This window comes from Pseudomonas azotoformans, assembly GCF_001579805.1.
In the GTDB taxonomy this organism is placed as follows: domain Bacteria; phylum Pseudomonadota; class Gammaproteobacteria; order Pseudomonadales; family Pseudomonadaceae; genus Aquipseudomonas; species Aquipseudomonas azotoformans_A.
The window spans coordinates 3,893,571-3,907,441 of record NZ_CP014546.1 but is presented as its reverse complement, the minus strand read 5'-3'; the positions used below and the strand labels follow the sequence as shown (position 1 = coordinate 3,907,441).

Sequence of the window (13,871 nt, the reverse complement as noted above, 5' to 3'; positions counted from 1 at the left end):
ATGAACAACCGTCGATTCGCAAGAACCGCAGGCTGGCTGGCGCTGCCCTGCCTGGTCGCCGCAGGCCTGCTGGCTTGGTACGTCACCCGTGAACCGGCTACGCCGTTCGAACAGGAACAGGCGAAAGCCACCTTCGATCCCGCCTTGATCAGCCGTGGCGAGTATGTCGCCCGCCTCAGCGATTGCGTGGCCTGCCACAGCCTGGCGGGCAAGGCGCCGTTTGCCGGTGGCCTGGAAATGGCCACGCCGTTGGGGGCGATCCACGCCACCAACATCACGCCAGACAAGCAAACCGGCATCGGCACTTACAGCCTGGCCGATTTCGACCGTGCGGTGCGCCATGGCGTAGCGCCGGGTGGCCGTCGGCTGTACCCGGCCATGCCCTACCCGTCCTACGTAAAACTCAGCGATGACGACATCAAAGCGCTGTACGCGTTTTTCATGCAGGGCATACAACCGGCCAACCAACCGAATATCCCCAGTGATATTCCCTGGCCGCTGAATATGCGCTGGCCCATCGCCCTGTGGAACGGCGTGTTCGCGCCCACTGCGACTTACGCGGTCAAGCCCAACCAGGACGCACTGTGGAACCGTGGCGCTTATATCGTCCAAGGCCCCGGCCACTGCGGCAGTTGCCATACGCCGCGCGGCCTGGCCTTCAATGAAAAAGCCCTGGATGAATCCGGCGCGCCGTTCCTCGCCGGCGCCCTGCTCGACGGCTGGTATGCGCCGAGCCTGCGCCAAGACCCCAACACCGGGCTGGGCCGCTGGACGGAGCCGCAGATCGTGCAGTTCCTCAAGACCGGGCGCAACGCCCATGCGGTGGTCTACGGTTCGATGACCGAGGCTTTCAACAACTCCACGCAGTTCATGCAGGACGACGACCTGGCGGCCATCGCTCGCTACCTCAAGTCATTGCCCGGCGACCCGCAGCGCGACGGCGCACCCTGGCAGTATCAGGCGGTGGCGGCGGTTCAAGACGCCCCCGGCGCCCACACCTATGCCACCCGCTGCGCCTCTTGCCATGGTCTCGACGGCAAGGGCCAGCCCGAGTGGATGCCGCCCCTGGCCGGCGCCACGTCGGCACTGGCGAAGGAAAGCGCCTCGGCGATCAACATCACCCTCAACGGCTCGCAACGCGTGGTCGCGGCCGGCGTGCCGGACGCCTACCGCATGCCAGCGTTTCGTGAGCAATTGTCCGACGCGCAAATCGCCGAGGTACTCAGCTACGTGCGCGGCACCTGGGGCAACAATGGCGGTGCGGTGGATGCCAAAGCAGTGGGCAAGTTGCGCGGGCACACTGACCCGGCGAGCAGCAGCCCGATCATCCTGCACATGCGCTGAGGTCAGGGCTTCAGGTTTTTCACGCTGGCAAACGTTGCCTCGCCCCGCGCCTGCTCCAACACGTTCATGGGCGCGGGCGTAGGCAACGCATGCATCACCGGCTTGAGCACGATGGAGCGCTCGCTGTCGGTTACCGAGCGCTCGTCGCTGGGCGGCACGCCGAAGTATTCGCGGTAGCACTTGGAGAAATGCGGCGTGGACACAAAGCCGCAGAGCACCGCCAGCTCGACGATGGAAATGGGCGTCTGCTTGAGTAACTGCCGTGCCCGGATCAGCCGCAGCCGCAGGTAGTAGCGCGACGGCGAACAGTGCAGGTATTTCTGGAACATGCGCTCCAGCTGACGGCGGGACAACGCGACATAGGCCGCCAGCTCATCCAGGTTGATCGGTTCCTCCAGGTTGGCCTCCATCAACGCGACGATTTCCTGCAGCTTGGGCTGCTGGGTGCCGAGCATGTGCTTGAGGGGCACGCGCTGATGGTCCTGCTCGTTGCGGATGCGCTCGTACACAAACATGTCGGAGATGGCCGCCGACAGCTCATGCCCGTGATCACGGCCAATCAGGTGCAGCATCATGTCCAGGGGCGCCGTGCCGCCCGAGCTGGTGAGACGGTCGCGGTCAAGGGTAAACAGGCTGGAACTGACCGTCACCCGTGGAAACGCCTCCTGCATGGCCGCCAACCATTCCCAATGCACGCTGCATTCATAGCCATCCAGCAAACCCGCCCGCGCCAACACAAAGCTACCGGTACAGATACCGCCCAATCGCTTGGCGTAACGCGCCTGGCTGCGCAGCCACTTGACCAACTCGCCGGTCACGGTGCCCTGGATGCCGATGCCGCCGCAGACAATCACAATATCGGCGGACGGCACGCTGAGAATCGACCCGTCCGGCGTGATGGGCACGCCGTCACTGGCCCACACGGGGTTACCGTCCGGGCTCGCGGTGTGCCACTTGTAGAGTTCCTGGCCCGACAGCTGGTTGGCCATGCGCAAGGGCTCGACCGCTGAGGCCAGTGACATCAGGGTGAATTGGTCCAGCAGCAGGAACACGATGCTGCTTACGGGGCGGCCACTCATGGCGGTGAGGCTGCGGCCACGGTTTTTTGCGAACGTTCGGGCTGCCGCGCGGTGAGCAAGCCGACCAGGGAAATCATCAGGGCCAGGCCGATGGTGGATGACACCTCAAAACGGTGTTCCGGCGTGACCAGCATCACCGTCAATGCAGCACAGATGAACGCAATGACCAGCCAGGTCAGCCAGGGAAACAGCCACATCTGGAAGGTCAGCGTGACGTTGCGCTGTCGCAGGATCTTGCGCATGCGCAACTGCGACACGGCAATCACCAGGTACACCAGCAAGGCGATGGCGCCCGAACTGGCGAGCAGGAACTGGAACAACCCGGCCGGCGCAAAGTAACTGAACAGGGTCACGCCTGCGCCCAGGATGGTGCTGGCAATCACCGCGGCCCTCGGCACGCTCGCCGCCGAGGTTTTCTTCATCAACGTGGGAGCATCCCCACGCTTGCCCAGGGAAAACAGCATGCGCGAGGCAATGTAGATGGAGGAATTCATGCAACTGGCCACGGCGATCAACACCACAACATCAACCAGCAGCTTGGCGTTGGGAATATTCATCAGCTCCAGGGCGCGCTGATAAGAGCCTACCGAGGCCAGCAACGGGTCGTTCCACGGCACCACGGAAATCACCACGAAGATCGACAACAGGTAGAACACGCCAATGCGCCACATCACCGAGCGCGTGGCCCGGGCGATGTTCTGCGCCGGGTTACTGGACTCGGCCGCCGCGATGGTGACCGCCTCGGTGCCGATAAAACTGAACATGATGGTGATGAAGGCCCCCACCACCGCCGACAGCCCGTTGGGCGCGAAACCGCCGTGTTCCTCCATCAACCGGCTCAACCCACTGACCTCGCGCTCGGGAATCCAGCCCATCAGCACCGCAAAGCCCAGGCCGATAAAACCGATGATCGCGACGACCTTGGCCATGGCGAACCAGAACTCGAACTCGCCGTACTTGGACACGCTGAACAGATTGGTGACCACCAACAAAAAGATCGACAACAAGGCAAACAGCCAAGCGTCGATCTGTGGGAACCATTGGTTGAGGATATGCCCGGCGGCCAGGGCCTCGATGGGGATCACTAGCACCCAGAACCACCAGTACAACCAACCGATGGTAAACCCGGCCCAGCGGCCAATGGCCTGGTCGGCATAAGTGGAGAAAGACCCGGTATCGGGGTTGGCCACCGCCATCTCCCCGAGCATGCGCATCACCAGCACCACCAGCGTGCCGGAGAACAGATAAGCCAGCAGCACCGCCGGCCCCGCCGCCGCAATCGCATGCCCGGAACCGACAAACAACCCCGCCCCGATAATGCCCGCAATGGAAAGCATGGTCACATGACGCGGCTTGAAGCCTTGCGCCAACTGGCCGTTGGAATCGTTGGAATTCAGGCTATTCATTGTTTTTGTTGTTCTCGGTGATCGACATCAAGGTGTACTGACTGAAGAGTCAGGCGATCATCATTTCCTAATGATGGGTCACCTTACGCGGCCTGAGTTCATCAAAAATAGCCTGGGAGCGGCGGGGATTGGTCTGATATCGACATGGGTTCGCATCTGTCAGATGAATCAGAATCCGACTACTTAAAAAAGCACCGGGTGCCCACGGACATACCTAGGTGGCCTCAGCACAATCAAACCCTCATTGATAAGCAGGGATAAGGCGTATCCAGAATGTAATGCGCGGAAGTAAACCAGCCTCCTGACTGTCACTTTCTTCAATCGCTTTTATATACATATAAAGTATGCATAATGAGAACATTCAGGATTCAATATGACGAGACGAAAAACACCGCAAATCAGCAGAAGCACAATGGCATTAGCCTTGCCGAGGCGGAACCGGTGTTCTACGACGAGGCAGCTCTGACAATCCAAGATCATCGTCATGATGAAGAACGCTGGGTGATCGTTGGCTCGGACGCGAGGGGACGCGTGTTAGTCGTGGCTTACACCTACCGCGATCCAAATTTTGTGCGAGTCATCAGTGCGCGACTCGCATCGAAGAATGAAAGGCGCCAATACCTAGAGGCTTGAGACATGAAAGACGAATACGACTTCAGCTCCGGTAAACGCGGTGCAGTCGCCAGTAACAAGGGCAAGACCCGCATCACTATCATGCTGGACGACTCGGTGATCGAGGCGGCACGTGCACGCGCGGAAAATGCTGGTACAGGCTATCAGACCGTGATCAATAACCTGCTACGTCAGGCGCTGCTTTCCCAAGAAACACATAACCTGGCACCTCCGTCGGTGAAAAAAACCAAAACCCTGCACGTTATCAAAGATGGCATTAGCGTCTGCGAGGTCGAAGCGCTGGAACAACAGCTGATCGCACTCGCTGGCGAGTTAAATCGAGTGTTGGCTTCTCCCAGACTCACCAAGTCAAAGGCCAAGTCCACTTTATGAGGGTATGACTTTGTCTACACACCCTCTAAACATTATCCGCCGGGCCACATCCGACGACGTGCACGCCCTGATCGAACTGGACACCTACGCAACGGCCCATACCCATCGCCGTGTGTTCATCCATGATGCCGTGGTTCGTCAAGAATGCCTGGTGGCCGTCGACACTGCTGGCCGTTGCGCCGGTTACCTCGTTCTGACCCATGACTTTTTCGAGTATGGTTTTGTGGCGCTGGTGGTCGTCTCACCCGCTCATCAGCGTCAGGGCATTGCGCAGCGGTTGCTGGCGGCGGCAGAGGCGGCGTGCAAGACGCCCAAGCTGTTTACGTCAACCAATGCGTCAAACACCGCCTCCCAGGCGCTGTTTGCAAAGGCCGGATTCGTGCCGAGCGGGCAGATCGACAACCTGGACGATCACGATCCTGAGTGGATCTATGTGAAATTCATCACTCCAACCGTGCGCTAACCTGCCCAGGCACGGCATGTACTCGGGGCAAACCCTTGTAGAAAATTTCCCCTCTCCATCATTCCTCCACAAAACCTCCCATGAATGCGCACGTTAGTTGCGCATAATCGGGTTCGATGTTGAGCGCTATGATCAATACCTGACAGCGTGGGCCATGGAGCGGCAACCACGACAAGGCCTATTCACCGAGCAGACTATGAACGATTACCCCGTCACATCGACTCCCCAGCCCAGCAGCATCCGGGAGAACCAGGCCTTGGTGCTGATCGCCGAAGACGAGCCCGAGATTGCGGATATCCTGATCGCCTATCTCAAGCGCAGCGGCTTTCGCACCGCCCACGCCCTTGATGGCCGGCAGGCGCTGGAACTGCACCTGAGCCTCAAGCCGGATCTGATGCTGCTGGATGTGCTGATGCCCCACGTCGATGGCTGGCAGGTGCTGGCCGAAGTGCGCCATCGCGGCAACACGCCAGTGATCATGCTGACCGCGCAGGACCAGGACATGGACAAGTTGATGGGCCTGCGTATCGGTGCCGACGACTATATCGTCAAGCCGTTCAACCCAGCCGAGGTGGTGGCGCGTACCCAGGCGGTGCTGCGGCGCTCCGTCAACTACAAATCCGGTGTCAGCGCCAGTGTGCTGCGGGTGGATGGGTTTGAAATCGATATCGAAAGCCATCAGGTGACGGTGAATATCGAAGGCAACGCCCTGCCGCTGCTGCTGACCGTCACCGAATTCAAATTGCTGGCCCAATTGGCCCGAGCGCCGAAACGTGTGTTCAGCCGCGCGGAACTGTTGGCGCTGTGCTCGCCGGAAAGCGACAGCCTGGAACGCACGGTCGACAGCCATATCAGCAAGTTACGCCGCAAGATCGAGGACCTCGGGCTGCAAGGCGTGCCGGCAAGCATTCGCGGGGTGGGTTACCGCTTCGGGAGTGGCGCGTGAAACTATTCAACGGTTTGAGCCGCCAGATCATCCTGTCCATGTCGGTCGTGGTGCTGTGCGTGATCGCCCTGGCGGTGATCGGCTCCTATGTGTTCTACGCCCTGCTTTGGACCTACTGGCCGCTTCCGGACGAGCAGGTCGATGAGTGGATGCCCGCTAATGCCGAATGGGCGTGGATGGGCTTGACCACCTGCGTCAGCCTGGCGGTCGGTGCATTCGTGGCGACCAAGTTGTCGCGGCGCATCCTGATGCCATTGAATTCGGTGGCCGAGAACCTGCGCAAACTGGCGGACGGCGACCTCGATGTGCAGGCCGTGGCTGGCGATCAGTCCATCGGTGAGGCGGCTATTTTGGTGAATGACTTCAACAGCATGGCCCAACGCTTGAAACGCATGGCGCAGGAACAGGCGTTCTGGAACGCGGCGATTGCCCACGAACTGCGTACGCCGCTGACCATCTTGCGCGGTCGCCTGCAAGGTTTGGCCGAGGGTGTGTTCGAGCCGGACACGGCGCAGTTCTACAGCCTGCTCGGGCAGGTCGAAGGGCTGGCGCGGATGATCGAGGACCTGCGCGTGGTCGGCCTGGGTGACAGCGGCTACCTTGAAATCAACGTGCAAGACGCCGACCTGGCCGCAGGGGTTGAGGAGGATGTGCGACTGTTCGAACCAAGCCTGGCCGCTGCTGGATTTACCCTGCAACTGGACCTGCAACGCCGCATCCTGCGCTGCGACCCCGCACGCATCCGCCAGGCGTTGCTGGCCTTGCTGGACAACGTGCGTCGGCATGCGACACCCGGCAACGTCAACGTGCACCTGAGCACGCGTGATGGCGTGCACTACCTGAGGGTGCGCGACGATGGTCCCGGTATTGATGAGGACTTTGCGACGCACCTGTTCGAACCTTTCCAGCGCGGCGAAAACTCTCGCTCACGCGCCCAGGGCGGCAGCGGCCTGGGCCTGGCGGTGGTGCGCGCGATTGCCATTGCCCATGGCGGCGCTGTGACCTGTCGAAAAATGGAAAACGGCGGAACGCTGTTCGAACTCAGCTGGAACCTTTGAGTAAGCCAGGCCCCGCCATGCGCATCTTTTCCAGGCTGTTTAGAACCACCCAGCGCTATCGTTATTTTGTCTTGTTGGACACCGGGCTTGTTTGCATTGCGTTCAAAAGCTGCGCCGCAATGCCTCAACACGGGCACTGGATAGAAGTTGAACACATCAACCTGTCGTGGCTGGGCAATCCCCTCCCCAGCCGTGCCCGGTTAACTGAGCGAGTGTGAACATGAGCCCTTCCCTATCACTCCTTGAAGAGTCGCTACGACAGCACACGGCTCGCCTGAAACGCCTGCAACGGTTCTGGGTGCCGCTGCAACAGCGCGCACCGAAGTGGGTACTGGCGCTGTGGATCATCGGCGTCTTCGTGTCGCTGGCGACGCAATGCTGGTGCCATTGGTTCGTGACCGCGCCGCTGATCTGCGTGTTGATCGTCGCGGAAATCGTGATCGACGAGGCGCAGATGACACTTCAGTTGCGCACCGATGCCGTTCGCGATTCGTTGAGAGCGATTATGGCAACCGGGAAACCAATCCCGGATTGAACATCCCCTCAAAGCGCGCCCTGTTCGCCGCGTAATACGCCGCCACCGCCTTGTCTGCCGTGCTCTCCCGCGCCTGCATCATCAACGCTTCGAGGTCGGCCTGGGGGATGGAGAAATGCGCAAAGAAGTACGCCACTTCGGGATGCTCCTGGCTGAAGCCTTTGCGGGCCATGGCGTGGATCTGCTCAGCGCCGCCGAAAATCTGCTTGGGATCATCCAGGTAGCGCAGCGACCATTTGGAGAACATCCAGTGCGGGCTCCAGGCGTTGACCAACGACCACTTGTCGCGCTTGAGGTTGCGGTCCAGCTCGTTGAGCATGCCGCTTTCCGAAGAACCCACCAGTTTGTAGCCCGCCAGCTTGTAGTCCTCGATCGCCTTGACGGTGAGCTTGTACTGGCCGTTGCCGACTTCGGAGGTAAAGATCTTGCCGTCGAACTTCTCGCGGATCCCGGGTTTGTTCAGGTCTTCCACGCTGGCGACTTCTGCGACCGGCACCGACGTGGGCACAGCCATGCCGATTCGCCCTTCATACAGCACGCCAAGGTCTTCGAGGCGGTCTTTGTACTTGTCGTAGAACGCCTTGTGGGTGCTGGGCAGCCAGACCATCGGGATCAGGTCGATGTTGCCGTTGGCCAGCGCCTGGAACTGGATGCCGATGTCGGCCATCACCAACTTGACCGGTTGCTTGAGATGTTCCTGCAAGGCCGTGCTGGCGAGCTTGACGGTGATTTCTGTGTCGGACCAATTCACCCAACCAATGCGCACCGGGGGTTTTTCCTCGGCGTGGGTCACCGCCGCAGTGGTGCCCAGCGCAAGGCCGAGCAGGTAGGCACAGGCTTTTTTCCGATAGTGCACATGAGCATTCATCAGACGTCCTCCTAAGGGGTGAGGCCGATCTTAGCGACGACTTCAGGGCACCGCAATAAAAATGTACAGTCATGTCGGCCATTATTGACACCTATGTACATTTATCCTAATTTCAGATCGCCGAGCCTGATGATGCCCACTACGGAGCACAGAATAATGTCCAGCGATCCCCTGCTGCAGCCCTACAAAATCAAGCACCTGACCCTGCGCAATCGGATCATGACCACGGCCCACGAACCGGCCTACCCGGTGGACGGCATGCCGCAGGCGTTGTACCGCGCCTATCACGTCGAACGCGCCAAGGCCGGCGTGGCCTTGACCATGACCGCAGGCTCCGCCGCCGTATCGCGGGACAGCCCGCCAGTGTTCAACAACGTGCTGGCGTACAAAGATGAAGTGGTCGGCTGGTTGAAGGACCTCACCGATGAGTGCCACGAACACGGCGCGGCAGTGATGATCCAGCTGACGCACCTGGGCCGTCGTACACGCTGGGACAAGGCCGACTGGCTGCCGGTGGTCTCGCCGTCGCACCGTCGCGAGGCGTCACACCGCTCCTTCCCGAAGAAGATGGAAGACTGGGATATCGAGCGGATCATCAAGGACTACGTCGACGCCGCCGAGCGCATGCAGGCTGCCGGGTTGGATGGCCTGGAGCTGCAAGCCTACGGCCATTTGATGGACCAGTTCTGGTCACCGCTGACCAACGAACTGGACGGCCCTTACGGCGGTTCGCTGGAAAACCGCATGCGCTTTACCTTCGACGTCCTGCGCGGCATTCGCCAGCGCGTTGGTGAAGACTTCCTTCTGGGCGTGCGCTACACCGGTGACGAGGCGCTGCCGGGCGGATTCACCGCCAACGAGGGCCTGCAGGTTTCGCATATGCTCAAGGACAGCGGGCTAGTGGATTTCCTCAACGTGGTACGTGGGCATATCGATACCGACGCGGGGCTGACCGACGTGATTCCGATCCAGGGCATGCGCAACTCGCCGCACCTGGATTTTGCCGGCGAGATCCGCGCGTCCACCGGCTTCCCCACCTTCCACGCGGCGAAAATCCCGGACGTGGCCACCGCGCGCTACGCCATTGCGTCGGGCAAGGTGGACATGGTCGGCATGACCCGCGCCCATATGACCGACCCGCATATCGTGCGCAAGATCATCGAGCGGCGTGAAGAAGACATCCGCCCCTGCGTCGGCGCCAACTACTGCCTGGACCGCATCTACCAGGGCGGCGCCGCCTACTGCATCCACAACGCGGCGACCGGCCGTGAAACCAGCATGCCCCATGAGATTCCCAAGGCCGCGGTGAAGCGCAAGGTGCTGATCATCGGCACGGGCCCCGGCCGGGCTGGAAGCGGCACGCGTCGCCGGTGAGCGCGGGCATGATGTGACCGTACTGGAAGCGGCAGACCGGCCCGGCGGGCAAATCCGCCTGACCGCCCTGAGTGAGCGGCGTCGCGAGATGATCGGCATCATCGACTGGCGCATGGCCCAGTGCGAACGCCTGGGCGTGAAATTCCACTTCAACACCTGGGCCGAAACCGAGACGGTGTTGGCCCATGAGCCGGACGTGGTGATCGTCGCCACCGGCGGCATGCCGCACACCGACGTGCTGGCCGCGGGCAATGAGTTGGTGGTGTCGACCTGGGACATCATTTCCGGCGACGTCAAACCGGGGCGCCATGTGTTGATCTTCGACGACGCCGGCGACCACGCCGCGCTGCAAGCTGCCGAGGTGATTGCGCAGAGTGGCGCCAGCGTCGAAATCGTCACCCCGGACCGCGCGTTCGCCCCGGAAGTCATGGCCATGAACCTGGTGCCCTACATGCGCAGCCTGCAGGACCTGGACGTGACCTTTACCGTGACCTATCGGGTTGAGACGGTGGAGAAACGCGACGGTCGGCTGGTCGCGCGTTTTGGCAGTGACTACGGCAAGGTGCACAAGCAGCGGGTGGTCGACCAGGTGGTGGTCAACCATGGCACGCTTCCCCTGGATGACCTGTACTTCGAGTTGCGTGCGCACTCCAGCAATGGCGGCGCGGTCGAGCAGCAGGACTTGATCGCAGGGAACGCGCAGCACATCGTGACCAACCCTGAAGGTCGCTTCCAGCTGTTCCGGATCGGTGATGCAGTGGCCGCACGCAATACCCATGCGGCGATCTACGATGCGTTGCGGTTGGTCAAGGACCTTTAAAAACGCTCAAACACCCCCGGTGTGGTTTCGGCATAGCCAAACGCCCCATAGAAGCGGTCCAGTTCACGCCGCTTCAGGGCCTTGCCGGTAAACACGCTGACATACTGGGGAATACGCCGGAACCGCACCACCACCTCTTCGGTGGTGTTCATCGAGATATAGCCGATCTGCGTCAGGTAGATGGTCCGGGCACGCACATCGGCGGCCTCGTCGTCGTAACCAAAACGCCGGAACATGCCGGTCAAGGCGTTGATACGGGTGTCATCGGCCTGCGCGATTTCTGCCGCGACCTCCGCCGACTGCATCGCCCAACTGCGCACGGCGAATTCGAATTGCGAGTCGAACAGTTCCGGGTTCAACCAGCATTCGAAGACGTTGAGAATGGCCTCGGAAATACTCTCGGCATAGCGCTCGCACTGGTACACCAGGTTACCGGTGTTTTTGTCGCGCCAACGAGTCAGCAAGGCGGCGAGCAGTTGCTCACGATCCTCGAAAAACCAATAGAAACTGGTGCGTGACAAGCCCAGCTGCTTGGCCAGGGGCATCACGCGCACGGCGTCGATACCCGACTCTTTCAGGGCCGCGTAGGCGGCGTCCAGCCACACATCGACCGAGCCGCGCCAGCCTGTGTCCTGGTTCTTGCCTCGCGGTTTTGCGGGTTGCGACATCCTTGGGTCACCTTTGCCGGGGAATTGCCGGTCACTCTACACCCCCTCATCCATGAGTGCAGTTCGTCGGTAAAACCGCACGAAGAAAAAATCCGGACTACTGTATTTATGTACAGCTAAATACCTTAAGGATGAGCACCATGAACGACGATTTGAAGCAGTCAGGTTCTACCACCACCTCCCAACCCACCACCACATTCGAGCAGGCTAAAACCGGCAGGGCCCTGGATTTCACTTGGACGCCTGACGCCAACACGACCACCACCATCGTCTCGGCGGATTGTGTCGACTATCGCGTCAATACCGCCCAAGGCAGCCCGACCGGTGACAGCCACTCCATCGCACGGCTGACCTATGCCCAAGGCAACGGCGGTGGCCAGGTCGGCACGCTGTTTCTCGAAGAGGTGCGCGCCGGCGTACGCGCCAACACCCAGATCGGACTGATGGTAGGCCGCAAATGGGCGCTGGATGCCGACGCAGCGGACACCGGCAGCATTGGCACCTACGTGGTGGAACAGTTCGATGACATGCGCGCCAGCGTCAACTATGTCGGGGCGTTCGCCCGCGTCTTTGCCGACCCTCGGATGGTCAGTTATCACGCAGGGGGCCATGTGCACACCAATATCTCGATCACCGGCAGCAGAGCCCTGAGCATGGCGGACTCCGGCAAGTCGATCCTGGTCATCAGCAATACGGACGTCACGCTGACAATCGGCGACGATGTGACTGAAGGCTTCAGGGCCACGTTGATCCAGGCGGCAGCTGGCAAGATCAACATCGCCGCATCGAGCAGCCACACGCTGTACAGCAATGCGGGAAACCGCACACGCACGCTCAACCCGCTGGATGAACTGGAGGTCAGCACCTTTCCAGGGGGCCCGGTGTTCCTGGCTTTTCGGGTCAGGCCTGCGGCTTGATGTTAGAGGCCATGTCGCACTCCAACGCGGTTCGAGAGCCAGCAAACTTGCTCTCGAACCGCGCGCCCTACCCTAACTCACGCTTGAGTTGCTCGCGATCCAACGCCCCATCCCAGCGGGCAATGAACAACGTGGCCACACCGTTGCCGATCACGTTGATCAGCGCACCGCCTTCCGAGATAAATCGGTACACGCCGAGCACCAGCACCAACCCCGCAGCCGGTATCACATCGATGGAGCCGAGGGTGGCGGCCAGAGTAATGAATGCGCCGCCGGTCACGCTCGCCGCGCCTTTGGAGGTCAGCAGCAGGATCAACAACAAGGTCACCTGGTGATACAGCGACACATCGATGTCCAGCGCCTGGGCAATAAAGATCGCCAGCACCGTCATGTTGATGCAGCTGCCGTCGAGGTTGAAACAATAACCGGATGGCACCACCAGGCCGACGGTGGACTTCTCACAGCCGAGCTTTTCCAGCTTGCCCATCAGGCGCGGCAAGGCGGATTCCGAGGACGAGGTGCCCAGCACCAACACCAATTCTTCACGAATGTACTTGAGGAACTTCCACAGGCTGAAACCGGCCAATCGTGCAACCAGGTTCAACACCACGAACACAAACACCAACCCGGTAAGGTAGTAGCACACCAACAGGTTCACGTAGGCCCCCAGCGATTGCACGCCGTATTTGCCGACGGTGAACGCCATGCCACCAAAAGCCCCGAGCGGCGCCAGGTACATGACGATCTTCAGCATGCGGAAAAATGCCTTGGCCACCAGGTCGATGGTGTTCAGCAAGGGTTTGCCGGTATCGCCCAACAACTGCAGGCCAAACGCAAACAACACCGAAATGAACAGCACCTGGAGGATGTCGCCGTCGGTAAACGCGCCAAACACCGTACTGGGCACGATATGCGTGAGGAAGCCGACCACGCTCTGATCGTGGGCCGCCTTGGTGTAACCGGCGATAGCCGATGCATCCAGGCTGGCCGGGTCGATGTGCATGCCCGCGCCCGGTTTGAGCAGGTTGACACCGATCAGGCCGATCACCAGGGCGATGGTGGTCAGTACTTCAAAGTAGATCAGGGATTTGAAGCCGATGCGGCCGATGCGCTTGAGGTCCTGCATGCCGGCAATGCCGCTGACCACCGTGCAGAAGATGATCGGCGCGATCAGCATCTTGATCAACTTGATGAAGGTGTCGCCCAAGGGCTTCATCTGTTCGCCCAAACTTGGGCTGAAATGGCCGAGGATCACCCCCAGCACAATGGCTGCGAGCACTTGCACATACAGGTGCTGGTAGAACGGTGTGCGCTGTGGCAGCGCTTGGATCGACGAGCTGATTATTTTTGTCATGGCTCTGCCTATAGGGTTTATGAGGGACTTCGCT

General features: G+C 60.6%; 13 protein-coding genes and 1 pseudogene. 9 read left to right on the top strand and 5 right to left on the bottom strand.

Annotated elements, in window-relative coordinates; genetic code table 11:
• Window positions 1-1,344, top strand: coding sequence for a c-type cytochrome (locus AYR47_RS18295; RefSeq protein WP_061436194.1), 1,344 nt, complete (start codon window positions 1-3; stop codon window positions 1,342-1,344).
• 2 nt (window positions 1,345-1,346) lie between these two features.
• Here the strand turns inward: AYR47_RS18295 and AYR47_RS18290 are convergent, their stop codons facing one another.
• Window positions 1,347-2,423, bottom strand: coding sequence for a GlxA family transcriptional regulator (locus AYR47_RS18290; RefSeq protein WP_038851427.1), 1,077 nt, complete (start codon window positions 2,421-2,423; stop codon window positions 1,347-1,349).
• The gene (gene gabP / locus AYR47_RS18285; protein WP_061436193.1) at window positions 2,420-3,829 is read right to left on the bottom strand and encodes a GABA permease; all 1,410 of its coding nucleotides are present in this window, start codon (window positions 3,827-3,829) and stop codon (window positions 2,420-2,422) included. The genes AYR47_RS18290 and gabP overlap by 4 nt, the downstream gene beginning before the upstream one ends.
• Window positions 3,830-4,180: 351 nt before the next feature.
• Between gabP and AYR47_RS18280 the strand changes: the two genes are divergently transcribed.
• From AYR47_RS18280 to AYR47_RS18255, 6 genes are all read left to right on the top strand, one after another.
• Window positions 4,181-4,462 carry a BrnT family toxin gene (locus AYR47_RS18280; protein ID WP_061436192.1) on the top strand — a complete coding sequence of 94 codons (282 nt, stop codon included), beginning with the start codon at window positions 4,181-4,183 and terminating at the stop codon, window positions 4,460-4,462.
• A 3-nt stretch (window positions 4,463-4,465) separates the two neighbouring features.
• Window positions 4,466-4,834, top strand: coding sequence for a BrnA antitoxin family protein (locus AYR47_RS18275; RefSeq protein ID WP_033903082.1), 369 nt, complete (start codon window positions 4,466-4,468; stop codon window positions 4,832-4,834).
• 10 nt (window positions 4,835-4,844) lie between these two features.
• On the top strand, window positions 4,845-5,297 hold the full coding sequence (locus AYR47_RS18270; protein WP_051422262.1) for a GNAT family N-acetyltransferase: 453 nt from the start codon (window positions 4,845-4,847) through the stop codon (window positions 5,295-5,297).
• Window positions 5,298-5,493: 196 nt separating this feature from the next.
• Window positions 5,494-6,243 (top strand): response regulator, encoded by a 750-nt coding sequence (locus AYR47_RS18265; RefSeq protein WP_033903080.1) that lies wholly within the window; start codon window positions 5,494-5,496, stop codon window positions 6,241-6,243.
• On the top strand, window positions 6,240-7,301 hold the full coding sequence (locus tag AYR47_RS18260) for an ATP-binding protein (RefSeq protein ID WP_061436191.1): 1,062 nt from the start codon (window positions 6,240-6,242) through the stop codon (window positions 7,299-7,301). Before AYR47_RS18265 ends, AYR47_RS18260 begins: the two co-directional genes overlap by 4 nt.
• 220 nt (window positions 7,302-7,521) lie before the next feature.
• Entirely contained in the window at window positions 7,522-7,836 is a 315-nt protein-coding gene (locus AYR47_RS18255) for a hypothetical protein (RefSeq protein WP_033903078.1), read from the top strand.
• On the opposite strand, the gene AYR47_RS18250 is transcribed toward AYR47_RS18255, so the two are convergent.
• Window positions 7,805-8,704 (bottom strand): glycine betaine ABC transporter substrate-binding protein, encoded by a 900-nt coding sequence (locus tag AYR47_RS18250; RefSeq protein WP_061436189.1) that lies wholly within the window; start codon window positions 8,702-8,704, stop codon window positions 7,805-7,807. The genes AYR47_RS18255 and AYR47_RS18250 overlap by 32 nt on opposite strands.
• A 156-nt stretch (window positions 8,705-8,860) precedes the next feature.
• On the opposite strand from AYR47_RS18250, the pseudogene AYR47_RS18245 reads away from it, so the two are divergent.
• A pseudogene (locus AYR47_RS18245) lies at window positions 8,861-10,898 on the top strand (oxidoreductase).
• Here the strand turns inward: AYR47_RS18245 and AYR47_RS18240 are convergent.
• The gene (locus AYR47_RS18240) at window positions 10,895-11,566 is read right to left on the bottom strand and encodes a TetR/AcrR family transcriptional regulator (RefSeq protein WP_061436188.1); all 672 of its coding nucleotides are present in this window, start codon (window positions 11,564-11,566) and stop codon (window positions 10,895-10,897) included. The pseudogene AYR47_RS18245 and the gene AYR47_RS18240 overlap by 4 nt on opposite strands.
• Window positions 11,567-11,706: 140 nt before the next feature.
• Here AYR47_RS18240 and AYR47_RS18235 point away from each other — a divergent pair, with 140 nt between their 5' ends.
• Complete coding sequence (locus AYR47_RS18235) at window positions 11,707-12,483, top strand: hypothetical protein (protein WP_208603904.1); 777 nt, start codon at window positions 11,707-11,709, stop codon at window positions 12,481-12,483.
• A gap of 67 nt (window positions 12,484-12,550) precedes the next feature.
• Here AYR47_RS18235 and dctA read toward each other — a convergent pair whose 3' ends face one another.
• Entirely contained in the window at window positions 12,551-13,837 is a 1,287-nt protein-coding gene (dctA, locus tag AYR47_RS18230; RefSeq protein WP_033903071.1) for a C4-dicarboxylate transporter DctA, read from the bottom strand.
• Between the last annotated feature and the right edge of the window lie 34 nt (window positions 13,838-13,871).

Coding starts and splice junctions, on each gene's coding strand:
- gabP (WP_061436193.1), bottom strand. CDS start 3,829: ATGAATAGCCTGAATTCCAACGATTCCAACGGCCAGTTGGCGCAAGGC.
- AYR47_RS18295 (WP_061436194.1), top strand. CDS start 1: ATGAACAACCGTCGATTCGCAAGAACCGCAGGCTGGCTGGCGCTGCCC.
- AYR47_RS18240 (WP_061436188.1), bottom strand. CDS start 11,566: ATGTCGCAACCCGCAAAACCGCGAGGCAAGAACCAGGACACAGGCTGG.
- AYR47_RS18265 (WP_033903080.1), top strand. CDS start 5,494: ATGAACGATTACCCCGTCACATCGACTCCCCAGCCCAGCAGCATCCGG.
- AYR47_RS18255 (WP_033903078.1), top strand. CDS start 7,522: ATGAGCCCTTCCCTATCACTCCTTGAAGAGTCGCTACGACAGCACACG.
- dctA (WP_033903071.1), bottom strand. CDS start 13,837: ATGACAAAAATAATCAGCTCGTCGATCCAAGCGCTGCCACAGCGCACA.
- AYR47_RS18235 (WP_208603904.1), top strand. CDS start 11,707: ATGAACGACGATTTGAAGCAGTCAGGTTCTACCACCACCTCCCAACCC.
- AYR47_RS18275 (WP_033903082.1), top strand. CDS start 4,466: ATGAAAGACGAATACGACTTCAGCTCCGGTAAACGCGGTGCAGTCGCC.
- AYR47_RS18250 (WP_061436189.1), bottom strand. CDS start 8,704: ATGAATGCTCATGTGCACTATCGGAAAAAAGCCTGTGCCTACCTGCTC.
- AYR47_RS18290 (WP_038851427.1), bottom strand. CDS start 2,423: ATGAGTGGCCGCCCCGTAAGCAGCATCGTGTTCCTGCTGCTGGACCAA.
- AYR47_RS18280 (WP_061436192.1), top strand. CDS start 4,181: ATGAGAACATTCAGGATTCAATATGACGAGACGAAAAACACCGCAAAT.